The organism is Legionella tunisiensis (assembly GCF_000308315.1).
Classification (GTDB): domain Bacteria; phylum Pseudomonadota; class Gammaproteobacteria; order Legionellales; family Legionellaceae; genus Tatlockia; species Tatlockia tunisiensis.
In genome coordinates, this window is sequence record NZ_CALJ01000232.1 from 13611 (window position 1) to 39552 (window position 25942).

Below are 25942 nucleotides of genomic sequence, written 5' to 3' on the forward strand. Positions count from 1 at the left end.
AATATTCTGCTAAATTATGACTCGAAACAATTCTGGCTTCTATACTTGACAACATTAAACAAGCGATTTGTATGCCAATTTAGTGACTTCTTTCGAAACTCACTGCATTGAAGAGCAGCGCAAGGAGAAATAGTGTGAAGAACCACCGTATGTAACCCCGGTACATGAGGATTCGAGCAGCGTATTAACGAAGTAATGCTTCAATACAGTAGTGTTTTGAAAGAAATCGATTTAATTCTTTTGCCGGATATACAAGGAACGTGATTTAAGCACTCGTCCACCTAATAGATGATCAATTGCCTGACGCATAATTATTTTTGCCATTTTCAGTACATTCAAATCACTGAGTTGCCCTTGAGAAAAGGCGAGAATATCACCACCAGACACCCCTCCCTCGTTGGAAGCCATAAAGCCTGTGCTAGCAATAAATTGATATTGTTTATGACTGACAATTGCATTAGTAGAACAAGCTTCCTCAGTAAAGGAGATAGAACAACCACAGGCTGCAAGAAGCACATACTCAAAACGTCTTAAAAGTGCTTCAATCACTAACCTATCAGTTGCAGTAGTTAAACCACGTAAAGTTAGCAGATAAACATCAAAGAGTTCTGGGTGGGCATCCATGGGGGCTAGAGTATAATAGAGTAACTCGTTCAGATAAAGTCCGGCAAAAAGCGCCTCTCCATTAAGTTTAAAACTAGTGGCAATATTTTCAATGTTACGCGCATAATACCAATCTTTCCGGGTATCAATGGCTAACCATAAGGAAGTAAAGGGCTGTATAATAGCTTGTTTTTTCGGAGTGCGCCCTCCCTTGCATAAACAGGTGAGCACCCCCTTTTCGCGAGTAAAAAAGTTATCCGCACACTCGTATCACCAGAGGGACGTTTATGTAAAACCCAACCCTCCAACGTGTCAGTGGTCATAGCCCAATTGTTTCAATAGACGCTCATCATCAGACCAACCGGATTTTACTTTACACCAGCATTGTAAAAAACTTTTTTACCCAGTAATTGCTCCATATCCAAACGAGCGCCGGTAGCCATCTCTTTCAATTTCTGCCCTTTGTCACCAATAATAATACGTTTATGATTGGCTTTGTCGACTAAAATTAACGCGTGTATACGTACCAAATTACCTTCATCTTTATAGGATTCAATATCGACCGTTGTTGAGTAAGGTAACTCCTGGCCGCAAAGACGAAAAATTTTCTCTCGTAACAATTCAGCGCATAAAAAACGTATAGGTCGATCCGTGAATTGATCGTCCGCAAATAAATGGGGGCCTTCAGGTAAATAATTTTTTAATTGTTCTTGCAAATTATCAACTTGCACGCCTGTCTTAGCAGAAAGAGGTATGATAGCTGCAAAATCATGACGCTGGCTTATCTGCTCTAACCATGGTAACAGCAAGGATTTATCGCTAATTTTATCTACTTTATTAACAACAAGAATACAAGGGACATTGGCCTGCTTAATCAGCCGTAGTACATAGTCATCCTCATCCTCCCAATGTGTTCCATCCACTAAAAAAGCAATAACATCGACATCGCGCAAGACACTAATTGCTGTTTTATTCATCAGACGATTCATAGCCTTTTTTGATCCCTGGTGAATTCCAGGAGTATCTACATATACATACTGATAGTCATCGATAGTCTGTATGCCTAAAATACTGTGTCTTGTAGTTTGTGGTTTTTAGAAGTAATACTTAGCTTTTGTTGTAAGATACGATTCAATAAAGTTGATTTACCTACATTAGGTCGCCCAACCAAGGCAATATAGCCGCAGTAACTTGTCATTAATCCTAAATCCTGTTTATTTTTAGCGCATTTTAACAGTCCACCTATAAGATTGCTAGCAATGCCTATTGATTTTTCCTGCAACTGGAACTTTGTACAATAATAAAAAATCAATCTAAAACAAATAGCCAATCATTTATAAAATAAATCCCCATTGATTATCCAGTTCAATGTTGTACAAATTTACTTGCCATTGTTGTATAAAAGCATATAGTGTTGCATAAGGGTTCCTCGATAACCAAATTTAACATGGGCAGAACGGAATATATTGATGGGCGCTTACAAGCAATAATACCTTTGCAAGTTAAACCTTTTGCCCATCAAGCAGTACCAACCATTACAGGTTCCCCCGTTACCAATCAAGCTGGTACCGTATTATATGGCTACTACGGTATGGATTATCGCCTACCAGGCGGTGATTGCCTACGCATGATTGCCAATCATAATAAAGGAACTGTACAATTATTTTTGTTAACAGCTGACCCGGAAAAATTACAACAACTTCCTGGTGAGCGGACTGCCTCATTAGTTGCTAATGCTATCAGTCATGTGAATCGTTATCGTATCCGTGTTAACAGTTATGAAAAACCCCTCACGGACGTACAAACTGCAAAATATGAATTGGCATCACAGTGTATTCTTAATCTTCAACAGCTACTGCCTCATGAACGTGATGTGGCTCCTGATAACTGGACCGCTCAAGAGGCTTTACGTGGAAAGGTCATCGCAATACTGGATGAATGTTGCTCTAAAAATCGCCTACTTGCCAATAACCCTATTATCTCGGAAGGAGAGCTATATCGCATTCTTTTCGAAGCAGCGAAAATGGCACAGCATTATGAGTTCAATCGTATTTATCAGGTAACCCGACTCGATCAACTCGATTTTACCCAATATGATGCTGAGGCATTCAGTCCTACACCGTCTTGTTTTGTCTGGGACAGTGAATTACGCATTGGACAAGACGAAGAAGCATTAAATGACACCATACGGGTTATTTGCCAACTTTATGGCCTTAATCCGGCACCAACCTTAACTATTCCAGCAAATCGTTTCAAACGCCTGGCATTATTTTTACGCCAACTCTGGCATGATAGTCGCGATTGGGTTAACCATTTGGTAATTCCGCATCAGCCAACGGAAGTAATTAACACCAACACAAGACTTAACGGTTTATCAATCACACGTATCAAACCTTATTACCATTTAAGTGGTTTGGAACAAATTGGCTACAAAAACTCGATGATTTAGTTGCAGCGTTTACTAAACAAAAGATAGCAAGACTAAGAGCAAATTCTTCGCAGGAAGCAATATTATTGCTTACTAATCGCGAAAACGGCAGCTGGGTAGAATTACCGAATCAACAAATCATTGTGCGTGTAGACAACCAAATAGTAGTACTCAATTTTTTGTAGAGGAACACACTTATTATCCTTTACCCAGCGGAGAAGATTTATTTACGTTAAGCCAGCTCAGTAAACATCATCTTTATTTACCTGAGCGTATCAATTTACGTGTTAAAGCTTTTTTTCTCGTCTACCGACCTTTTTCTTTCAGTTATATGAACATTTATACCAATTAGTGGCGTATGAGTTAGGTAATGAATTTATTCAACATATTCATAGTAATCATGTTTTAGTTGAAAGTAAGCCCAACACACCGCCTCCGTACCTCATCTCGTTGCAACATTTTTTAAGTAAAGAGGGTGTCCTTTCTAATGGGCAAACTCTAGAAAATTTCGTGAAAACACAAATCGCTGCAAGTCGTTATGTAATCGCCCGTGAAAACCACCAGCCAAGTCCACCTGCTTACGATAATCCCCTACATCGAATACTAGGAGTATTACGCCATATAGCAGGATTTTTTATTGAGACGAATGAAAAAATCCCATCGTCGGCACTCTAGCAATGGCTGCCTATGCTTACGGTGCGGGAGCAGTTATTGCACCAGAAATGCTAACGAATCTCTTGACCAAACTGCATATGCATAAACTCATTTCAGGTATTAAACCTACCCAGGAGTTTGGAAAATGGATGAGTCATGGCGCTGCCTCTGAAGCAGTTTCTGCAGCAGTCACTTATTGGCAAACTGTTGTTGTGGGTGGTGATCTCGATCAATTTTTTGTTAAAGCAGCCACTGTATTGAAAGAAGATCCAGCAGAGGTTGCCATAATTGCTGCTTTAGCCTTGAGTTTAGGCTATGGCCTGTGCAAAACAATCCCACCCTTACAAGAAGAGATGGGTCGCTTTCCCTACATTAATTATGCGGCACTTGGGGCAAAGGGAGGCGCTGCAATTTATTCCACAGTCATGTATCCAGGAGAGGATTGGTTGTTTGGTTCAATTAACTGGCTCTTAAAAGGCGGATTGACCCTAGCCAAAATACTCGTGGGTCCTCTCGTCGAGGGCTATCATTATGGCTATAGAAAAGGTTTCTTATCTGGCCTTAAAAAAGCTGGTTATTGATTCGCTATAGCAGCAAACAAACTCTTACGGCACTAGGTGATTTATTGTTGGCTTTAACCACCATACCCCTGCTGGAAATAGGAAGTCTATTTATTCATGTTCCCTTTTTGGGTCTAACAGGCTTGTTAAGTAAATCGCTTGCGATTATGGGAAATTGGTACCTTTTAGGTCAAGCTCTGCTTGATTTTGCCCATTGGCTAACTAACCGTAACTATTTACCGGGATTTCGCTTATCCCCTCTTTATGGCTTTAACATTTCCTTTAAACTTTATGTGGAAAATTTTTGGCTTAATAGCAGTCTCAATCTGTTGCGGATACTTACCCTGACTCCTGTAGCCTTACTTAAAAATCTAATACTCTTACCTATCATTGATGTTTTATCATTTTCTATCCGCCTTAGCTTAACTTGCCTAAATCCCATTATCAGACAACTAGCCTATACCGCAGGCACTCTACTGATTGTTGCCGCATTAGTCTGGGACAATACGGCAGGCCATATTTTTCGGTTAGCAGCCAATGGCGTAACTCATAGTGCTAATTGGTTAGAGCGTTTAGCCGGACATGTAAAGCAAAATTTGTTAGCACAGATACAAACTACACGTCGTCGATTGTATGATTGGGCTTTTTGCAAAGAAGACAGGTTATGGCATGAGATGCATACAAATAATGATAATGATTACTTTATTAAAGAGCCTATGCGTTTAGAAAAATTAGAACCTTTTCCACACAATAGTACTCGCTGTTTATTAGAGATATTACTCGACACTAATGAGTTAGTATCAACAAAGGACAAGAAAGAAAGGGTAGAGGAAAAAATGAACTAATCAATCATCCTCCTTTATTTAACGACACTGATAGTCTCAGGTCCCGCACATCTTTGCCTACTGGCGGCGACAGTAGACCCCTCGTGGCGAACTTCCTCTAAAACGAATTATGACAAGTAAGGGATTCACACTCATTGAAACACTTATAGTAGTAGTCATTGCTGGTATACTTATCACTCTCGCCTATCCAAATTATCTCGATTATATTACGCGAACCAGACGTGTTGACGGTAAAACTGGCCTCATTGGTTTGGCAAATCGTATGGAACAATATTATGCCGTGCACCATAGCTACCAATCGGCAACTCTTGCCGCAGGCAAAAATACCGATGTACAAAATACTAATTTGTCGCCTGAGGGCTGGTATATTTTATCAATTGTGTCGCAGACCGACACAACCTATGAATTAAAAGCAAAGGCCCAGAAAACCCAGGTTTTCGACAAAGTGATTTGTCAAGAATTAACTCTTAATCATCTAGGAATGAAAGGACCTGGTTCCAACAGTAGAGAGCTAACCTCTTGTTGGTAGACGATTATTAAGAAGGCTTAATAATTTAGTTCGTCCAAAAGTCATTTTGACTATTGTGTAGCCAGTTTAGTTTCGTGTATACTTTACATAATAACTACCTCTTTTTTGTGAGAGTTTACTATGTCTGCACCCACCAAGCCTACCAAGCTGGCCCCCCTTCCTAATGCCAAATCTGAGCAAATTAAACAGGCCGTACACGATCATAGACAACAAGAAGAGAGTACATTAACAACATTACCGTCTAAAGATGAAGTAAGCCTTACGCAATCTCCCAAAGATGATAGGGCAGAAGAGCAGGTATTAACCTTACAGACTCCTAAAGGTAAAGTAACCTTAAATGAATCCGACGTAGAGAAATGGTTTGCGAACACTGAGAAAGCATTAAGAGCAGAAACCGGCCAAGATAAAAAAGGTCCAGTCACTCAAGAATCAAATGATCGGGAGTTGGGAGCCAAATTTCTCAGTCGCTTTGGTCTTAAATCTGCCAAAGACGTAATCCAGTTTTTAAACTCCCCTGCCGGCCACACTGTAAAAGAAACGATTGCAGAGAAATGGTCAGAGCGTGAGGCAATTAAAGCAGAGCGAGCTTTCGAGCTCCGAGAGAAAGAAAATTAAGAAAACGACAACTCGCCTATTTCCTGGCAGCCGTGATGATGCATAAAGCAGCGAAAGCGAAGGAATTAAATCGTGCCTACGCTGAAGCAGGCCAGCAAGCGATAGAGCGTAGTAAAGAGATTGCCACGGGTGGTTCTTATAGCGCGAGTGAAACAGCCGCTTCTGCCTATGCTGCCTCACTCAATCAGCAACTAGCAGCCTACGAACACGCTATTAAAGCACTTGAAGGACAATTAGAGGTTAAAACGGCACATGCCAATACACTTGCCTCTCAAATAGCTGCTATTCAACAAAAATATCAAGCTTTGGGTAACCACGTAACACAAGCCCATACCCATATTGCACAAGCACTGAGTAGTGATCTTAGCCATGATAATGTTATCGATGCTTATGATATTAGAATTCGACATATAGAAACCAAATTAAACAAAAACAATTAGACCACGCTTCATTCCTTAAAAGAGGTGAAAGTCCAATCGCTAAAGATCGTATGAAATATCTGGATATAGCTGGAGTAATTTCAAAAGAGAGTCACGATTTAGAAACACTACTTCTTGTGTTAAAAGCCCGAGCCTTACTCCATCGCGGAAACAAGGGATCAGTACCCATCTCTGATCAAGACCGCATAGAGTTTATTGAAAGCCGTGCAGCTCAATTGGATGAAAAAATTCATCTGGATTTAGGCGTCATACATGAGTTACTGAAAGACGGTGATGTTAAAAAAGAACAGCAAGCAATGGCTATGATACAAGAACATCAAGGTCTTGTTGCAGAAATGGTCACTCTTAAAGATATGATTTCCGTACTTAAAGGCGAGAAAAGACTCGTTAACAAGGACGGTACAGAAACCATGTCCTATAAAGACGCTGCTTATATTTTATCTCCAGGACAACGCATTGTTAAAGATGAGCATGGTAAATCTTATTTATTAACTGGTCATCAATCTTTAGATCTCATGACCCCATATGAAAAAGAGAAAGCCCATACCAATTTACGTAGCATCGCAACCATGGATAACTTGCTACACCATAATGAAAAACTTGAGCTTAAAGGAAAGCAGCAGGAACTCAAACAAGTACATCAAGAAATTCATGATCTTCAAGATCAAATTCAATTCATGCAGCAACGAAAAGCAGAGGTTCATGAAGCGCTAAAAGTACTTCATCATGATCCTCGTCCTCAGCATGTCTCAAGCCCGGGGATTTTCAATCCAACCCCTAAACCGGTTCCTTCTGAGACGTGGTTGCAAATTGAATATCTTTTGGATAGATTAAAAAATAATCCAAATAAAGAAGACGCTCAGAAACTACGCGATCTCATTCCTAAGGATAATAGCAAATTACAAAATTTAATTAATCAGTTTGGGAGGGCACTTAACGCTAATTCCCAGATTGAAATGCAAAGCTATCTCCAAACAATAGAGATTTCAGCTGTATCAGCTTATAAACCCTTTGTAACCTCTGTAACAAGCCCACAGAAACAGAAAAGCGAGGAGTTCCAATCTTCTAGCGAGTCAGTCAAATTTCATCCGACTCCCTTTAAAGATCCATACAACCTTTAAATCCATTCAAATAATGGATTTTTGACTTGCTAAGCGGCTGTAACTCTTCTAACATGAACGGATGTTGCAGCCTGTTAGCGAATAGCCATGATGACTGATAAATTGTTTGGAAATCAATCAATTATTGTAACCCTTGATGTCGATGCCTTATTATTTGACAGGCTAAAACAAATCTCTCAAGCGGGTTTCTCTGTCGTAGAAATTAATTGTAGTGAACAAAATCTATTAAGAAAAATTGTACAGGAATTCCCGGGACTACGTATTGGTGCCGGTAATATTATTAGCACGCAACAATTGGAAGATTGTTATAATGCTGGCGTACATTTTGTTTCAAGTCCTGGTTTTCTACCGTCCATCGCGCAAACAGCAGCTATCTATTCCATTAACTATCTACCAGGCATTGCAACCATTTCTGAAGCAATGCAGGTTATGGCTTTAGGCTATCATCAGGCAAGACCCTACCCTGCAAATCTGATTTTTTGTGCTTTATTGAATAAATGCTTACCTATGTTGCGTTTATTTCCAGCCGAAGTCGAATGGGATGAGGCAGAGCACTATCTAAGCCTGCCTGCCGTTGCCGCAGTAAGCATTCTTAATCCAGAAAGCAAGCAATTAAATGCATTAGCGGCTGGGGTTCTTGCCTAGATCAATCAGGAGTAGAATAGCACCGATACAAATAGCGCTATCAGCCAAATTGAAAACAGGCCAATGATGGTTTTTATAATAGATGTCGATGAAATCAGTTACACGGCCTAAAACCGCTCGGTCATATAAATTTCCCACTGCTCCACCTAGAATCAAGCTAACAGCAGCTGATTGTAATTTTGCTTTCGCCGGTATACGGGTAAGCCAAACAATTAATACTAAACTCATTACAATACTAAAACCGGCAAAAAACCAGCGGTGCCAGCTTCCTGCTCCGCTAAGAAAGCTAAAAGCAGCGCCTGTATTATAAGCCAGAGTGAAATTAAACATAGGAAACAATGGTTCAGGCTGATAGGGAATCAAATGAGTAGTAGCCCAATATTTAGAACCTTGATCAAGCAACAGAACCAGTAAACTTAGTAAAAACCAGGGCCATTTTTTCATACAAAGTTTCTCTCTTCATCATGACCACTAATATTACCAACGCAACGCTGACATAAGCCAGGATGATTTGCGTCCTGGCCGACATCCTCACGCCGATGCCAACATCGTTCGCATTTTTCATATTGACTCGCTTCGACAACAATTCCGACTGCTTCTTCAGTACAGGGAGGTATTTTTTCCATTCTTTCTCCCACTCCTTTTTTATAATCGTCAAACAACTTCACACTAGCAGCCGAAGTTATTAAAACAAAGCGGAGCTCGTCCCCTAGTTTATCAAGCATAGCTTTGGTCTCTTCCTTAGGGCAAAGTATCAATACTTCTGCTGCCAAAGGAGAGCCAATTACTCCTTCTTTCCGTTTATCTTCCAGCGCCTTATTCACTTGATCCCGTATATTTTTGAACACGTTGCCAGAAAAACCATATCGACATCTGTGATTACAGGCCAAGCATCATACCACTGCTCAATAAAAACGGATTCACTTGTCTGCCCAGGGATTGCTTGCCAAATTTCATCTGCTGTAAACGATAAAATAGGTGCCAACCAGCGCGTTAACGCATGGATAATATGATACATAGCCGTTTGGCAAGAACGTCTGGCAATGCTGTTTTTAGCAGTTGTGTACTGACGATCTTTAATCACATCTAAATAAAAACTACCCATATCAACGGCACAGAAATTATGAATTTTTTGATAAATCACATGAAAATGATAATTTTCATAGGCAGTCAAAATTTCATCTTGTAGCTGCTGGCATCGTTTAATTGCCCAGCGATCCAATTCAATTAATTGACTTGCGTCCAGGCAATGTTCTCCCGGTTGAAAATCAAATAAATTAGCCAGTAAGAAGCGCGCTGTATTACGAATACGACGATAGGCATCAGCATTACGTTTAATAATTTCATCAGAAATACTGACTTCATGACGGTAATCGGTCGATGAAACCCACAACCGCAGAATATCAGCTCCGTGCTGATTAATCAGTTTATCTAACGCAACGTAATTCCCTTTCGATTTCGACAATTTTCTACCTTCTGCATCAACCGTATAGCCATGAGTTAACACAGTCTTATAAGGTGCATGACCATAGATAGCCACTGCAGTAGTTAACGAAGAATTAAACCAACCACGATGTTGATCAGAGCCCTCAAAATAGACATCTGCAGGTAAACCGAGTGCAGCGTTTTGCTTTAATACACTGTAATGGGATACTCCTGAATCAAACCAGACATCCAAGGTATCACTTATTTTTTCATAATGTTCTGCATCATCACCGAGGAACTCAGCAATATCAAGCTCAAACCAGGCATCAATACCTCTTTTTTCTACCCTCAACGCCACTTGCTCTAACAGTTCTATCGTATTGGGGTGCAACTCTCTTGTTGACTTATGCACAAATAAAGGCATCGGTGTGCCCCAGGCACGTTGACGTGAAATGCACCAATCAGGTCTGCTTTCAACCATATTACTAATACGTGCTTTGCCCCATTCAGGTACCCATTTGACTTGATCGATAACTTTACTGATTGATTGGCGTAAACCATTTTTGTCCATAGCGATGAACCATTGCGGTGTCGCCAGAAAAATCATCGGTGTTTTATGCCGCCAACAATGAGGATAGCTATGACGAATCGATTCGTTATGCAAAAGCACCTGCCTCTCCTGAAGTACTTCCATTACCTTGTCATTCACCTTCAAAACAGAAAGACCAGCAAACAAAGGAACATTCTCGGCATAACAACCATTGGCTAAGACAGGATTAATCAGAGGTAAACCATAAGCTTGCCCCACCTGATAATCGTCTGGTCCATGAGCCGGCGCTGTATGCACACAACCTGTTCCCGAATCAGTAGTAACATGCTCACCAAGAACGATAGGCACTTGGCGCTCGTTAAAGGGATGTTGCAAAGCAATTCTTTCGAATCGTTGTCCTTTAACCTGACCACAGAGTTTGTATTTTTCTATTCCATAACGCTGCATTACTGACTCAACAAGCTCTGCAGTAATCAAGAAATAATGTTTATCCGCATCGACCAGGACATATTCAAGTTCAGGGTGCAAACAAACAGCCTCGTTAGCAGGTAAAGTCCAAGGCGTTGTTGTCCAGATTGGTACAATGACTGGCTTAACTGGCAACTCACCAGCAACTGCCTTGAGAATATCTTGTGGATTCACTGCTACAAAAGCGACATCAATGGATGGTGACATTTTGTCTTCGTAATCCACTTCAGCCTCAGCCAAAGCTGAACCACAATCAATACACCAATGAACAGGTTTAAATCCCTGTTGTAAATGACCATTTTCAATAATTTTACCAAGTGCGCGAATAATGTTTGCTTCGTAGGAATAATCCATGGTTATGTAGGGATGCTGCCAATCACCAAACACACCCAGGCGCTTAAACTCATCCCGCTGAATATCAATTTGACTTGCCGCATAGTCACGACATTTGTTACGAAATTCGGCAGCACTAATCTTAAGGCCGGCTTTCCCAACTTTCTTTTCCACATTCAGTTCTATAGGCAAACCATGACAATCCCATCCCGGAACAAAGGGGGCGTCAAAACCACTCAGTGATTTGGATTTAGTAATAATATCTTTCAAAATTTTGTTCAAAGCATGACCGCAATGAAGATGTCCATTTGCATAAGGAGGACCATCATGCAAAATGAAACGCTTAGCACCTGAACGAGCCTGTCTAATTTTTTCATAAATACCTTTATCATCCCAATCAGTCAGCATCTGGGGCTCTCGTTGCGCAAGATTCGCTTTCATCGGGAAAGATGTATCCGGTAAATTCAAGGTATCTTTGTATTCAGCCATCTGGGTCTACTCTATTAACACGTTAAGTTCAAAATCGACTCGTACCAAGAGTTGTAGCATATCTACTACCTTGGCACACTGCGATGCTCGAAAATCAATCATAACTCAAGCTAGCGAAATGCCAGCGTTCCTTTGAATTGTTCTTTAGCCGCAACTACATCATCCTGAATTTGTTGAATCAAGGCATCTACAGATGAGAATTTAATTTCATCTCGCAATTTGTGCAAGAAAAATACTTGCAGCATCTCACCATATAGACTTTCATTAAAATCGAAGAGATGTATCTCAAGGATATTTTTTGTGCCATCAACAGTTGGTCTGCTGCCAATATTGGCAACTCCTTTCAACAGTTCACCTGTACTTCTACATACTTGAACACAAAAAACACCTTTCAGTGGCAAGGTTAAACGATGCATACCCAAATTTGCCGTAGGTATACCCCATTGTTTTCCTCGCCCATCCCCTTTAATCACTCGTCCGCAAAGACTAAAGGTCCTTCCTAACAAAACAGTTGCTTGCTCAAGTTGGCCTTGCAACAGAGCATGTCTAATCTTAGTTGAGCTTACACGCTCTTCCTCAATAGTAAAATCAGGGAAAGTTTGTACAAGACAACCCACTCGCTGTCCCAACTCTTCTAGCAAAGCCACATCACCTTGCCGGGCATGGCCAAAACGAAAATCTCTTCCTATCACCAAATATTTCACATGATGTAAAGAAAAAAATAATACTGCGCAAAATCTTGAGCAGACATTAAAGCTAAATGCTCATTAAATTTTAGACAATATACATAGTCAATTTTACATTGTTGTAGTATTTGTAATTTTTCTCGCAAGCTGGTTAATCGCGCGGGTGCCCGCTGCTTGTGAAAATACTCTCCCGGCTGAGGTTCAAACAAAAAAACAGTCACTGGCAACTGTATTTTATCTGCTTGCGTACGCAACTGAGACAATAATGCTTGATGACCGCGATGTACCCCATCGAAATTACCAATGGTCGCAACAGTCCCCGCAGAAACCTCATCTAATCTACGTAACAGCTTCATGCTTATTTAAAAATAATAAAAAGATAGATTATACCGAGTTTATTCTAGATTGCGAAACCTTAAGCTCATCGTTAGAAAATATTGCCCGGTATTTATTCAGCAACAGCTTTACCAAAATGACGTCGCACCACAACAAAAAATACTGGCACAAAGAAAATAGCTAATACAGTTGCCGTAAACATCCCCCCTGCCACACCAGTACCCACTGCATTTTGTGCACTGGAGCCAGCACCTGTACTTATTACCAGAGGTAATACACCAAAAATGAAAGCAAGTGATGTCATTAATATTGGGCGCAAACGCATTCGTGTGGCTTCCAGCGTTGCCTCAATTAAATGCTTGTTTTCTTTTTCGATGAGATCTTTTGCAAACTCAACAATCAGGATCGCGTTTTTAGCTGATAATCCAATAGTAGTCAAAAGCCCTACTTGAAAGTAGATATCGTTATTTAGACTGCGAAAACTGGCTGCTAATAAAGCACCAATGACACCAAGTGGAACGACCAGGATTACAGAAAAAGGGATAGACCAACTTTCATACAATGCAGCCAAACATAAAAAACAACCAGTAATGAAAGCACATAAAGTAAAGGAGCTTGATTACCTGATAATCGCTCCTGATAGGACATACCAGTCCAATCAAAACCAACACCGGCAGGTAATTTTGACGCCAAGCGCTCCATCAAATTCATTGCATCGCCGCTACTTTTGCCAGGAGCAGCTTCACCTAAAATTTCTATAGAAGGTAAACCGTTGTAACGCTCCAAACGTGGCGAACCGAATTGCCAGTGGCTAGTACTAAATCCCGAAAAAGGAACCATTTGTCCCTTTTGTCCTCGCACATACCAATCGTTAATATCTTTTGGCAACATCCGATAAGGTGCATCAGCTTGGACATATACTTTTTTACCCTGCCACGATCAATAAAATTATTGACGTAGCTGCTTCCCAAGGCAATAGCAATCGTGTCATTAATATCACTGATTTCAGCCCCCAAGGTTTCTGCTTTTTCTTGATCAATATTAAGTTTAAATTCAGGGGCATCTTCCAAACCATTAGGTCTTACACGTACTAGCGTATTAGGATAATCGGCGACCATATCCAAGAGTTTATTACGCGCTTCGGTTAGTTTTTCATGACCTATCCCACCTCTATCAATCAGCTCAAAATCAAAGCCACTGGCTGTACCAAGTTCGATAATTGCCGGCAAATTAAAAGGAAACACCAAGCCATCTTTAATATTGGCAAAAGCCTTCGTTGCTCTATTAATAATTGCAGGAACTTTGTTCTTAGTACCTTTACGCTCACTCCAATCTTTTAACGTAGTAAATGTAATACCCGAATTCTGTCCACTTCCATTAAAACCAAAACCAACAACAGTAAATGTTGAAACCACATTGTTTTTCTTTGGTCGCATAATAGCGATAAACTTGATCAGCAACTTTTTGTGTACGCTCCTGTGTTGCTCCAGCCGGTAACTGTATCATGGTTAATATCATTCCTTGATCTTCTTCAGGAAGAAAAGCTGTCGGTAATGTAAGGAATAAATAGCCCATTCCCACTACAATCAAAAGATAAATAAGCAGATAGCGGCCGGTTTTATTAAGCAATTTTTCAACGAGGTCATGATAGCGATGGGTTGTTAGTTCAAAATGACGATTAAACCAACCAAAAAATCCTTTCTTATTGTGATGCTCAGCAACAGATAGTGGTTTTAAGATAGTAGCGCAAAGTGCTGGTGATAAAATAAGAGCAACCAAGACAGATAGCACCATCGCCGACACAATAGTCACTGAAAATTGACGATAAATAGCACCTGTCGAACCACCAAAAAAGCCATCGGCACAAACACCGCTGATAGCACTGTTGCAATTCCAACTAAAGCCCCTTGAATTTGTCCCATAGAACGACGAGTAGCTTCTTTGGGAGGCAAATTTTCTTCCATCATGACACGTTCAACGTTTTCAACAACGACTATTGCATCATCAACAAGCAACCCAATCGCCAACACCATGCCAAACATAGTCAATGTATTGATGGTATAACCAAACATAGACAAGATAGCAAAAGTGCCTAATAAAACGATGGGCACAGCAATTGTCGGAATTAAGGTAGCCCGTATATTTTGCAGGAAAAGATACATGACTAAAAAACCAAAATAATCGCTTCAATCAGGGTTTTCACCACTTCATGAATAGAAATTTTTATAAAAGGAGTGGTGTCATAGGGATAAACTACTTTAAAACCAGCAGGAAAATAAGGCTCCATTTTACGGAGTTCTTCTTTAATAGACGCCGCTGTATCCAAGGCATTCGCCCCCACCGCAAGCTTAATACCCAAACCGGAAGCCGGAACACCATTATAGCGTGCTATCAGCGCATAATTTTCACCACCCAGAGCAATTCGAGCAACATCACGTAAACGGACTTGAGAACCGTCAGAATTGACTTTAAGCAAAATTTTTCCAAACTCTTCAGTTGTCTTTAACCTTGTTTGAGCAATGATTGGCGCGTTTAACTGCTGCCCAGGAACAGCAGGAAGTCCACCTAGTTGTCCCGCAGCAATCTGATTATTCTGTGCTTTGATAGCCAAAACTACATCGCCTGGTTGCAGTTGATAATTATTCAATTTATTTGGATCAAGCCAGATGCGCATTGCATATTGCGCACCGAATAATTGCACATCCCCTACTCCATTTAGGCGACTAATAGGATCTTTGATATAGGACGCTAGATAGTCGGCCAGATCATATTGATCCATACTGCCATCTTCGGAAATAGCTCCTACGACAAGAAGAAAGCTGCTGCTCGATTTTTCAATAATCAATCCCTGTTGTTGAACTTCTATAGGCAGCAATGGGATAGCCAACTGAAGTTTATTTTGTACCTGAACCTGAGCGATATCAGGATTGGCACTGGAATTGAAGGTCAATGTTATCGTCGCCGTTCCAGAAGAATCACTCTGAGAAGTCATGTAAAGCAGTTTATCTAGACCACTCATGTTCTGCTCGATGATTTGAGTGACAGTATCCTGTACTGTTTGCGCATCAGCACCTGGATAAATAGCAGTAATTGCAACGGCAGGAGGAGCAACCGTTGGATATTGGGCAATAGGCAATTTGGAAATAGCCAAACTACCTGCTATCATGACAAGGATGGCCAAGACCCAAGCAAAAATAGGCCTGTCTATAAAAAATTAGGCATAGTTTACTTGCTCTCTTTGTGGTTTGGTGCTTGATCTGCAGCTGCTTTATTTTTGTTTCCTCTACTTCCTCAGCTTTTACAGTCATACCTGGTTTTATCTTTTGTAGTCCTGATACAATCAATTTATCACCATTTTTCAAACCACTGCGAATTAACCATTGGTCACCAATGGCCTGATCTGTTACCAAAGTACGTTCAACGACTTTATTTTTGCCATCAACCAGCAAAGCAGTTGCTTGTCCCTGAGCATTGCGCGTAATACCTTGCTGTGGTGCCAAAATTGCCTCTTCCTTAATCCCCTCTTTTATTCGTGCACGCACAAACATACCAGGTAACAGTACTTGCTTTGGATTGGGAAATATAGCACGCAAAGTAATAGAGCCTGTCGTTTCATCGACAGTAACATCTGAAAATTGTAAAGTTCCTTTTTGATTATAAAGTGTGCCATCTTCAAGCAATAAATCAACCACTACACTATCATCACCTTTTTTAATATGCCTTTTTCCAATTGGCGTTTCAAACGTAAAAATCCTTACTGGACTGAGTAACATCAACATAAATTGGATCAAGTTGTTGTACGGAAGCCAGGGCTTCAGATTGATTTGCTGTGACCAGTGCTCCTTCCGTTACCCTGGATTTACCAATTCGCCCGCTAATGGGCGAATATACTTTGGTATAGTAGAGATTAATACGTGCCGTTTCCAACGCTGCTTTGGCCGCAACAACACTAGCCTCTGCCTGTTTTAAATTAGCCGTAGCCGTATCATAATCCTGATGACTAACATAGTTAGTACTTAACAAAGGTTTATATCGCTTGACAGTTATACTGTTGATTTCAACATTGGCTTCCGCCTTGGCTAAATCACCTTGAGCGCTATCATAAGCAGCCTGATAAGTGGCGGGATCAATTTGGTACAAAGATTGGCCTGCTTTGACATCACTTCCCTCAACAAATTGACGCTTTAAAATAATACCATTTACCTGTGGCCTGACTTCAGCTACACGGTATGGACGAGTACGTCCGGGCAATTCTGTGGTTAAAGTCAGCGGACGGGCTTTCAAAGTAACAATACCCACTTCAGGAGATGCATCAGCAGTTTTTGATTTATCATCACCGCATGCTGACAGTAGGAACATGCTCAGACAAACCGGCAAAAAGCGAATTGCATGAATCTACCGTTATACTTCATTGAAAATCCTCAGTATATTCAACTCCAAAGGGCTACTAAGAATAACGCGCGTACTGTTATATAACAATCTTAGCGGATATAAAAAATCATCAAACTTTTACCCTGGATGGTATTGTGATTTGACAAGCAGCCCAATAACATGAGAACTGTATTAATTTTTTCTTTTCAAGAAAAAGAACCTCGAAGAGCACATTTAAATTTGCTCGAATGAGCATACATTATGATATTTTCTTGGAGTCATAAAACCATGGAAAACGTTTTAGTTTGCCTTCTTCTCCTGTTTCTATTAGTGATCTCCGGGGTGATTTCCAGATTCACACCCTCCCTACCTACACCTATCGTGCAAATTACCTTCGGTGCTTTGGTTGCTACCATTTTCCCTGATTTTCATATAGGTTTTAATCCCGAATTGTTCATGCTTCTTTTTATTCCACCTTTATTGTTCAATGATAGTTGGCGATTCCCTAAACGGGAGTTTTTGTTAAATACAAGACCTATCGTCATGTTATCGATAGGCCTTGTATTTTTTACAGTGTTAGGACTTGGTTACCTCATGCATTGGCTGATTCCTTTCCTGCCTTTACCCGCCTCCTTTGTCTTAGCCGCAGCACTCTCTCCTACGGACGCTGTAGCCTTAAAATCAATGACTAACAAGATACAAATGCCTAGACGTATTAGGCATATTTTGCAAGGAGAAGCATTATTAAATGATGCCTCAGCCCTTGTTTCTTTTAAGTTTGCCATAGCAGCTATGCTAACGGGTGTTTTTTCCCTGGGCAGTGCTACTGCCAGCCTCTTTTTAATTAGTCTTGGAGGATTAGGAATAGGTGCTATTCTCACCTATCTATTTGTTGCCTTGCTAGGCCGCTTAAAACTTAAAAGCGAGCATGAGACTGCAACCGAAAATCTTTTATTATTACTACTACCTTTTACAGCTTATCTCGTTGCAGAAAAACTTGGTTTCTCTGGGATATTGGCCGCTGTTTCAGCTGGATTTACTATTGATAAAGCCGGATTTTTAGACCGAACTATGGTAGGCATGCGTATCGAAGGCCGTTTTGTCTGGGGTATGTTGGAAATTACTTTAAATGGTATTATCTTCATCTTATTAGGTGTCTATTTACCGAATTCGTTGAACTTACTCGCCAGTACAAACTGTACGATAGAGCAATACCTAATGATCGTTGTCTTTATTACTCTAGCACTCATTAGTCTACGTGCTCTGTGGATCTACTTAACACTCCCCTTTGAAGCGCTAATTGCACGTCGTCTTCATAAGCCATGGCATCGCCCCAATTTAAGGATAATTGCGGCAATTTCCCTTGGAGGAGTACGGGGAGCCATTGCCCTGGCCGCCATATTATCACTCCCTGAATTTATGCCAGGCGGCATGCCTTTCCCAGCACGCAATCTATTGATTATCGTTGTTGTTGGCGTGGTTCTTTGCTCTTTACTAATCAGTTCAATAATTTTGCCTTTAATCTTGCCGGGCTTAAATGCCATTATTACCCGTTCCAACAATGACGAGGAAAAGAAGCAATTCTTGCTGCTGCAGAAGCAGGTATCCGAGCTATTGAAAATCGAATGCAAACTTTAGTAAATGATATGAACGAACAAGATGCTGCGATCTGCACACAGGTTGGTAACTCATTAATAGCCAAACTAAATCAATTCATCGCTTCAAATATTGGAACCGAAACTGAGAAAATGATTAATATAATGGCTTTAACTTTTGAAGAAGAGCTCCGCCTCGCAGGCTTGGAAGGAGCTCGGCAAGAATTACGTTTACTTAGAAAACAAGGTAAAATTAATAACACAACCATGATGGCTATTATTACTAAACTAGATTTAAGGCAAATTTCCTTGGTTGGTAACCAGAGAAATTATGAGCTTCATACACAAGCAGAACATAAAACATTAACAACAGAAGAAATTAATCAAGGCTGTTCCACTATGGTTTATGATTAACTCAATAACGCGCGAAGCGTAACTCCTAAGAAGGAAATATACAATATAATTTATTTTCAATAAGTTGTATTATATTTTGAATCTATCTCTCAGGAACAAGTCACGGCAGGTTGGAATGAAATGGAACTACTGGATATCGCAGGCTTGCCTGCGATATCCAGTTTCAAAAATTGAGAACATTATCTGGAGCTAAATCGTAGTTCTACGAAATTTTAAGTGCGTATTATTTAAGCATTGCTATAATAAAAATTTCAACCCTTGTTCTTAACTCACATTATTTATTAATTTTTAGAGACTACCATGGCTCAACCTTTAATTAATATAACCAGAAAGCAAGCCTTGGTTTTTGCCGCTTTTTTAGTTTTATATGAATTTTTAACCTATATTGCGAACGATATGATCATGCCAGGAATGATCAAAGTCATTGAATCATTTCATGGTCCAGAGTCTGCGGTTGCTACTTCGCTAACAGCCTATATGTTAGGTGGTGCCAGTTTACAATTATTCTTGGGTCCTATCTCAGATCGATACGGACGACGCCCAATCATGCTTGCAGGAGCACTCTTTTTCTTCCTTTGTACCTTATTGATTGCTTGTTCAAACTCAATCGATCAATTTCTTATTGCCCGTTTCTTCCAAGGCATGGGTTTGTGTTTTATCGGTGTTATTGGCTATGCCACTTTACAAGAAATTTTTGCTGAAATGGATGCCATACGTTTAATCGCCATTATGGCCAATGTCTCTATAGCTGCTCCATTATTAGGTCCCCTTTTAGGAGCTACCTTCATTCATTTTTTTAGTTGGCGGTTTATTTTTATTATTATTGGCATTTTCGCTCTCGTAGCCTTTTGGGGGGCTTTGGCGGTTCATGCCTGAACCTGTTGGGCAAACAAAATCGGATGGAGAAAAAATCAAGCGCATCTCACTATCACCACGTGTAATCGCTGTAAACTATAAAAATCTGATGATAAACTCACCGTTTATGCTAGGCTCAATTGCTCTTGGACTTATGGGTCTACCTTGTCTTGCTTGGATTGCTTTAGCTCCTGTTATTTTAATTGCCGATGCAAAATTATCCGTTATCCAATATGGTATATGGCAAATGCCTGTATTTGGTGCATCTATTGTTGGCAACTGGTATTTGCAAAAATTAACTCATCGTTACTCTGTAGAGAAAATACTACTGATTGGCTCAGTCATTATAGGCATCGGCCTCGTCATCACTTCTGTTTTACCTTTTCTATTTGGTCATTATTTTATATGGTTAATGCCCGGCCTTATTATTTATTTTTTGCTTTAGGTGTTACGGGAGCACCCATGAATCGCTTCATCCTTTTCTCCACACCAGTGAGTAAAGGAACCACTTCGGCATTAATGAGCATGATTGGTATGTGTATCCAGGCAATTGGTATAGAGATAGCTAATTATTTATACAGCTCTCATAATAATAATGTCTTTGGTCTTTATTGTGCAGCAATTGGACTTGTTTATTTTATTTTGCTCGCTGCTACTTTTTTCTTGACGAACGCTCATCCCAAAAAATCCATATAGCCAGTCGACTTTAACAAGATAATAGAAATGGACTTGTAGTTCTATTCAGAGCGCGTTACAAATGTAGGGCAAATTAATCTACAAAGGATGAAGCATGAAATTATTTTTTGCACGAGGCGCCTGTTCGATGGTCATACGCATCATTATCAATGAAATCGGTCTTAAATGTGATTATGTATCTGTCGATCTCAAAACAAAAAGAACAGAAGATAATAAAGATTATTTAGCTATCAATCCGAAAGGAGCTGTTCCTGCACTACAACTGGATAATGGTCAAATTATTACTGAAAATTTGGTTATCCAGCAATATCTTGTTGATGAACATAAGGCGAATAAATTATGTCCACCACTCGGAGATATTAATCGTTATCAAGTACTTAGCTGGTCAAATTATATAACCACAGAGTTACATAAAAGTTTTGGCGCCCTTTTTAATTCAGCTATTACACAGGAATTAAAAGATAAAATTTATATACCCATCATTAAACAAAAATTCGAATTTCTCGATAAGCAATTGTCTAAACATCGTTATTTAACAGGAAATCAGTTCACTCTACCTGATGCCTATCTCTTTGTGATGCTTATGTGGTCTACTAATTTTAAGATCGATCTCTCCGGATACTCACATTTGTCCCACTACTTTCAAGAACTTCGTAATAAAGAATCAATTATGAAATCACTTAAAGAGGAAGGATTGGCTTAAATGCGCTTGGCAACCTAGCCTATCAAGGCTAGGTCTGATACATGTCACAGTAAGCAATAAAAATTAGCGTAACTAGGGACTAAGAGTGCTCTACTTGAGGACGTACAATCAATACATCGCACTCTGCACCATGCAGAATGGCATTTGCCGTTGAACCTAACAATAGAGCAAGGCCATGTTTACCGTGGCTACCAGTCACAATTAAATCAATTTTCTTTTCTTTAGCCACACGTAAAATTTCATTCTTGGTAGAACCAAATTCAATCATGCAATGCGCACTATCCACGCCTAATTTCTTAGCTAAAACCGCTAACTCTTTTTCTGCTTGCTCACGGATTGAGACCTCTACTTCTGCAAAACCAGCAAAACCTGGGTAAGCATAGGCAGGAATTGGTTCAACGACATGAACAAGAAGCAAATCAGCGCCGTTCTCATCAGCAATTTTTTTGCCTTATGCGCCGCTCTCACTCCAACTTCATCGAAATCTGTTGCGAATAACACCCTTTTGTACATGATTCTCTCCTTGGCCACATCTGGATACTAAAGACTAGCAGAAAAATTTTTAATTTCCCATAAGAATCAGTTTACTATAAAATCGCTATCTCGTGTAAGCCAACTTAAGAGTTAAAAACAAGCTCCAACTCAATAGTTTGCAGGATTATTTAAAAATTAGGGGTGTCCTCACTATTTTTATCAAACTTTACTGCCGTGGTAATCCTTATCCTCCCCGGACTACACACATCGCAACGAGTTTTTAAAGAAATCTAGTGTGAGACTGAGATCATACCCATCGAACCTGTCGGGTCATGCCGTCGTAGGGATTGTTAATGTTGTTAGATTTATTTGGTGCATTTGTCTCACTATTATCCACCTACTTTTTTATCCGTCTGGATAGTAAAGCTTGGTTAACCACTTTATTAGCCACTTGCTTAAATGGTTGGTTATATTGGCAAAAAGGTATTTATGCCGATATGCTGCTTGAAGCATTTTATTTCTTTAGTACATGTTATGGCTGGTACTTATGGCGTTTACCCTCAAAAGAGAATAAGCCGTTCATTCTCCAAGTTTCGCTAAAACAATGGTTGCTAGTTGGAGCCATAGTTAGCATACTCTACATTATTATTGTCAAATTGCTGCTAACCTTTACTCATTCAAACGTCGCAATATTGGACGCCCTAACAACGTCCTTAAGTCTGGTAGCACAGGGACTCATGTGTTATAGAGCTATTGCAACCTGGATCCTTTGGTTTTTTACCGACGTACTATATGCCTACATGTATTTACAGAAGGGATTACCTTTTCATTGTTTATTAATGTTGCTATACACAACCATGGCGATTGCTGGTTATCTTAGTTGGGCAAAGCGGCGTACTGTTAAAAGTAAACCGCTTCATCTTATAAGACAACCTAACCTAGTGCTTTGAGGCCTGATAAAGAACGAATCCAAGGTTTAAATCGTACCAATTCGGCGGGTAAATTATTGACCACAACTTTCGCTTGAGCAAATTGATCATATTCACCAAGAGTCAACACATACCAATCCATACCCTGACGCTTAGTTAGCCGTATTGCTGCATGAAGCTCGATATGATGGCTACGTATAAAGCGTTTCAAATCATCCTGGTTTTGGCTAGATTGCAATTGAATAGTATATTGCTCTTTTACAGCCTTATCTTTTATTACCTTTCCGTTTTCCGTTACTGATTGAGCAATTCTTTGCTTAAGTTCGGTATCAGAAATATTTTCCCTGGTCGCCGGATTTCCTCTCTCAATACCAGTTAAAGACTGCTTTTGTAAGGTTTTAGGTATAACTACAACTCTATCCATAACCACGAGGGAGTCATCATTTCCTTCATCGTCATCAAGCACTATATTTGTTATTCTCTTTAGAGGAGGTGGCTGAACTGGCTGAACCTCTGCTGCAATATACCAAGCAGGGATTTTACTGACCAATTCTTGTTGCCGAATAACAGGCATTTCACTAACTAGCTCGGGCTCCTGCTGAATCTGAGGCACAGCAGGCACTACTGACGACAAAGGCTCTTCGCTAATCACTGTAACTGGTTCGGGGAGATCTTGTTCTGGGGGCAAGAGTTTGTCTGGCGATACCAAATGTTGATGTTGCCAGAGATAAACAGATGCCAAGACAACAACTACCATACTTGTTGCGATATTCAGACGTTTTGCAAATGATTTTTGCTGCACGCCCGCTTTCAATGACCTAGGGCAAAAATAGCTTACCATTTGACTATTAATCCGGGCGATATTGCCTCCTGTTAACTGATAGAATTGTCCTAAACGCTTATCAGTCATTGTTTTATCCAATCGCTTTGGTGCAGGTAAAGCATGCAACAGATAGGTTTTCATCTCACTTTCTGTCAACACGCCAGGTTCTAAAGTATGAATCAACGCCTCAAACGAATCGGCTTTCAATTTGTTTAAACTGGCTATGATAGAAAAATCTGAGACTAAACAAAAATGAAAGAAATTATTTTCTTTTTGCTGCTGTAAAGCTATTAAGATATCCTGCAATAGAATATCTGGTATATGATGCGCTTCATCAATTATCACTAAAACATGCGCTTTACGTTCATTAATTTGATGCAAAATATTAGCAATAGTCGGCTCGGCATCATCCCGCAAATGAAAAATAGCAGCCAACTGGATTAAAAAATCTGCTTGCGAGAAAGGCGCTGTAGCGGTTACAACATGTGATTTGATTGAAGTATCAAGACCCGCTTGCAACAAACTAATAAAAGTTGTTTTCCCCCCGCCCTGTTCCGCTAAAACGGTTAACATCTTGTTATTAAATAATACCAAATGATTGATAAAATCAATTTTAGTCAGCCAAGAACTGGGTTTAAAAACATGTTTGGCACGTGGGTTCTCATCCTGATTACCTGATTCGATTGCCTCGTTATGCATTGCCTAATCTCCTTAAACCGCGCTTTGTAACGTTGAATACAAAAGATTTTCTGGTACACAGTCTTCGATGTAACAGTTTCCTATTGCTTTCATAAGTATGAAGCGTAAGTTCTTGTTTTTACTTTTTTGTCTTGTGACATTAAGTTACGTAAATCATTTAGATCAATATCGCTTGGAATCCTGTTTGGTAATTTAGCCATAGTTAACAGGTTATCGACTAAAAGCAAGGATTTTTCATCCAGACCAGCATGATAGTATGATAATAAAGCTGCACAATAAAGACCAATTGCTACTGCTTCACCATGTAACCAACGGCTATATTGAGAATAAGCCTCCAAAGCATGGGCAAAGGTATGGCCAAGATTTAATAGAGCCCGCCTCCCCTGTTCACGCTCATCTTCTTGCACAAATTTGGCTTTTATTTGACAACAATGGCTAATAATTTCCGGTAATTTTTTGACTCCCTTAGATCAAGATCTTCTTGCAAAGCACTATAGATGAGCTCAAAAAATTCTCCACCAGCTAATAAGGCATGCTTAATTACTTCAGCAAGCCCTGCACAAAACTCACGTTCAGGAAGAGTTTGTAACGTCTCTAAATCCATGATGACCGCTTTGGGCTGATGAAAACTGCCAATCATATTTTTTGCTAACGGATGATTGATAGCCGTTTTACCTCCAATAGAAGCATCAACTTGAGCGAGCAATGTTGTTGGGATCTGTAAAAAATCCACACCGCGCTGATAGGTGGCTGCTGCAAAACCAGTCATATCTCCGATAACACCTCCGCCCAAAGCTATTAGTGTGGTGTCACGATGATGTTGTTTGGCAATCAGTGTGTCATAAATAGCAAATAAACTCTGTTGATTTTTGAACTCCTCGCCATCATTGAGAATCACCACATCACACTGTTTATCAGCAAGTGCCAATTGGAGGTAATCAAGATAAAGCGGTGCAACCGTAGTATTTGTTACTACAAGCACCTGTTTACCGGGAATATAACGGCGCAAAACCTCTTTATCAGTCAGAATATTTCGTCCGATAATAATTGGATATTCATAGGCAGGTAACCGAATAACCAACTCCTGATATAAATCAAACTTCGCCATAGATATATTTGATAATGTTATTTGCTACGGCTTTAACTGTTAATTTGTCCGTTTCAAAACTGATATCAGCAAGTTCATCATAATAAGGTTCGCGCTCATCACGTAACGATTCTAAACGCCCCTCCAAATCATCTGTTTGCAATAAAGGACGCTTGGTATCACGCTTTGTTCGCTCATACTGTTGTTGTAAAGAAGTTTTCAAATAAATAACCGTGCCACGGCCTGCCAAAGCATTACGATTTTCTGGTGTCATAACTACACCACCGCCAGTGGCCAAAACAATATTGCTTTTTTGCGTCAACTCATCTATTACTTTTTGTTCACGACGACGAAATCCTTCTTCCCCTTCGATATCAAAGATCCAAGAAATATCGGCTCCTGCACGCTCCTCTATCACTTCGTCAGAATCATAGAACTCAAGTTTGAGCTCCTTTGCCAAAGTACGGCCAATCGTACTCTTACCTGCTCCCATTGGCCCTATTAGAAATATATTTCGTACTTTAACTATGCTCATTTTTAATTACATACCCCTTCAGCTGAACACGAGA

General features: G+C 40.0%; 19 protein-coding genes and 8 pseudogenes. 14 read left to right on the plus strand and 13 right to left on the minus strand.

Annotation, left to right across the window (positions count from 1 at the left end):
* Positions 1 to 231 precede the first annotated feature (231 nt).
* On the minus strand, positions 232 to 834 hold the full coding sequence (gene recO, locus BN58_RS25535) for a DNA repair protein RecO (protein ID WP_019217338.1): 603 nt from the start codon (positions 832 to 834) through the stop codon (positions 232 to 234).
* Positions 835 to 915: 81 nt separating this feature from the next.
* A pseudogene (gene era, locus BN58_RS25540) lies at positions 916 to 1801 on the minus strand (GTPase Era).
* Between the two features lie 249 nt (positions 1802 to 2050).
* Here era and BN58_RS28750 point away from each other — a divergent pair.
* From BN58_RS28750 to BN58_RS13870, 9 genes are all read left to right on the plus strand, one after another.
* Positions 2051 to 3052: a hypothetical protein gene (locus BN58_RS28750; RefSeq protein WP_019217340.1), complete on the plus strand. Its 1002-nt coding sequence runs from the start codon at positions 2051 to 2053 to the stop codon at positions 3050 to 3052.
* Between the two features lie 330 nt (positions 3053 to 3382).
* On the plus strand, positions 3383 to 3706 hold the full coding sequence (locus tag BN58_RS28755; protein ID WP_019217341.1) for a hypothetical protein: 324 nt from the start codon (positions 3383 to 3385) through the stop codon (positions 3704 to 3706).
* 2 nt (positions 3707 to 3708) lie between these two features.
* The gene (locus tag BN58_RS28760) at positions 3709 to 4266 is read left to right on the plus strand and encodes a hypothetical protein (protein WP_019217342.1); all 558 of its coding nucleotides are present in this window, start codon (positions 3709 to 3711) and stop codon (positions 4264 to 4266) included.
* Complete coding sequence (locus BN58_RS28765; RefSeq protein WP_019217343.1) at positions 4263 to 5090, plus strand: hypothetical protein; 828 nt, start codon at positions 4263 to 4265, stop codon at positions 5088 to 5090. The genes BN58_RS28760 and BN58_RS28765 overlap by 4 nt, the downstream gene beginning before the upstream one ends.
* Positions 5091 to 5199: 109 nt before the next feature.
* The gene (locus tag BN58_RS25550) at positions 5200 to 5619 is read left to right on the plus strand and encodes a type IV pilin protein (protein ID WP_019217344.1); all 420 of its coding nucleotides are present in this window, start codon (positions 5200 to 5202) and stop codon (positions 5617 to 5619) included.
* A 120-nt stretch (positions 5620 to 5739) separates the two neighbouring features.
* Complete coding sequence (locus tag BN58_RS13855) at positions 5740 to 6234, plus strand: hypothetical protein (protein ID WP_019217345.1); 495 nt, start codon at positions 5740 to 5742, stop codon at positions 6232 to 6234.
* Between the two features lie 35 nt (positions 6235 to 6269).
* Entirely contained in the window at positions 6270 to 6674 is a 405-nt protein-coding gene (locus BN58_RS13860; protein ID WP_026069487.1) for a hypothetical protein, read from the plus strand.
* A gap of 50 nt (positions 6675 to 6724) precedes the next feature.
* A complete protein-coding gene (locus BN58_RS13865) occupies positions 6725 to 7795 on the plus strand; it encodes a hypothetical protein (protein WP_019217347.1) in 1071 nt (356 codons plus the stop codon).
* A gap of 87 nt (positions 7796 to 7882) precedes the next feature.
* Complete coding sequence (locus BN58_RS13870; protein ID WP_019217348.1) at positions 7883 to 8440, plus strand: hypothetical protein; 558 nt, start codon at positions 7883 to 7885, stop codon at positions 8438 to 8440.
* Here BN58_RS13870 and lspA read toward each other — a convergent pair.
* The 7 genes and pseudogenes from lspA to BN58_RS36315 form a co-directional block, all read right to left on the minus strand.
* Entirely contained in the window at positions 8417 to 8884 is a 468-nt protein-coding gene (gene lspA, locus BN58_RS13875) for a signal peptidase II (RefSeq protein ID WP_019217349.1), read from the minus strand. The genes BN58_RS13870 and lspA overlap by 24 nt on opposite strands.
* A pseudogene (gene ileS, locus BN58_RS25555) lies at positions 8881 to 11705 on the minus strand (isoleucine--tRNA ligase). Before ileS ends, lspA begins: the two are co-directional and overlap by 4 nt.
* Before the next feature lie 110 nt (positions 11706 to 11815).
* Positions 11816 to 12747 (minus strand): annotated as a pseudogene (gene ribF / locus BN58_RS25560) (bifunctional riboflavin kinase/FAD synthetase).
* A gap of 92 nt (positions 12748 to 12839) precedes the next feature.
* Positions 12840 to 14163 (minus strand): annotated as a pseudogene (locus BN58_RS37900) (efflux RND transporter permease subunit).
* A pseudogene (locus BN58_RS37905) lies at positions 14105 to 15893 on the minus strand (efflux RND transporter permease subunit). The pseudogenes BN58_RS37900 and BN58_RS37905 overlap by 59 nt, the downstream one beginning before the upstream one ends.
* Entirely contained in the window at positions 15880 to 16506 is a 627-nt protein-coding gene (locus BN58_RS36310) for an efflux RND transporter periplasmic adaptor subunit (RefSeq protein ID WP_269570314.1), read from the minus strand. The pseudogene BN58_RS37905 and the gene BN58_RS36310 overlap by 14 nt, the downstream one beginning before the upstream one ends.
* Complete coding sequence (locus BN58_RS36315; RefSeq protein WP_019217351.1) at positions 16466 to 17086, minus strand: efflux RND transporter periplasmic adaptor subunit; 621 nt, start codon at positions 17084 to 17086, stop codon at positions 16466 to 16468. The genes BN58_RS36310 and BN58_RS36315 overlap by 41 nt, the downstream gene beginning before the upstream one ends.
* 300 nt (positions 17087 to 17386) lie before the next feature.
* On the opposite strand from BN58_RS36315, the gene BN58_RS25575 reads away from it, so the two are divergent.
* The 4 genes and pseudogenes from BN58_RS25575 (at position 17387) to gstA (ending at position 21361) form a co-directional block, all read left to right on the plus strand.
* Positions 17387 to 18736, plus strand: coding sequence for a Na+/H+ antiporter (locus tag BN58_RS25575; protein WP_232220639.1), 1350 nt, complete (start codon positions 17387 to 17389; stop codon positions 18734 to 18736).
* A gap of 8 nt (positions 18737 to 18744) precedes the next feature.
* Positions 18745 to 19107: a hypothetical protein gene (locus BN58_RS34545; protein ID WP_232220640.1), complete on the plus strand. Its 363-nt coding sequence runs from the start codon at positions 18745 to 18747 to the stop codon at positions 19105 to 19107.
* Between the two features lie 300 nt (positions 19108 to 19407).
* A pseudogene (locus BN58_RS37105) lies at positions 19408 to 20658 on the plus strand (MFS transporter).
* Between the two features lie 94 nt (positions 20659 to 20752).
* Positions 20753 to 21361, plus strand: coding sequence for a glutathione transferase GstA (gene gstA / locus BN58_RS13935; RefSeq protein ID WP_019217354.1), 609 nt, complete (start codon positions 20753 to 20755; stop codon positions 21359 to 21361).
* A gap of 79 nt (positions 21362 to 21440) precedes the next feature.
* On the opposite strand, the pseudogene BN58_RS25585 reads toward gstA, so the two are convergent.
* Positions 21441 to 21874: pseudogene (locus BN58_RS25585) on the minus strand (universal stress protein).
* Between the two features lie 314 nt (positions 21875 to 22188).
* Between BN58_RS25585 and pnuC the strand changes: the two are divergent.
* Positions 22189 to 22785: a nicotinamide riboside transporter PnuC gene (gene pnuC, locus BN58_RS25590; protein WP_019217356.1), complete on the plus strand. Its 597-nt coding sequence runs from the start codon at positions 22189 to 22191 to the stop codon at positions 22783 to 22785.
* Here the strand turns inward: pnuC and BN58_RS28770 are convergent.
* The 3 genes and pseudogenes from BN58_RS28770 to aroK form a co-directional block, all read right to left on the minus strand.
* Positions 22769 to 24286 (minus strand): AAA family ATPase, encoded by a 1518-nt coding sequence (locus BN58_RS28770; RefSeq protein WP_019217357.1) that lies wholly within the window; start codon positions 24284 to 24286, stop codon positions 22769 to 22771. The genes pnuC and BN58_RS28770 overlap by 17 nt on opposite strands.
* A gap of 12 nt (positions 24287 to 24298) precedes the next feature.
* Positions 24299 to 25394: pseudogene (gene aroB / locus BN58_RS25600) on the minus strand (3-dehydroquinate synthase).
* On the minus strand, positions 25381 to 25908 hold the full coding sequence (aroK, locus tag BN58_RS13960; protein ID WP_040916570.1) for a shikimate kinase AroK: 528 nt from the start codon (positions 25906 to 25908) through the stop codon (positions 25381 to 25383). Before aroK ends, aroB begins: the two are co-directional and overlap by 14 nt.
* Between the last annotated feature and the right edge of the window lie 34 nt (positions 25909 to 25942).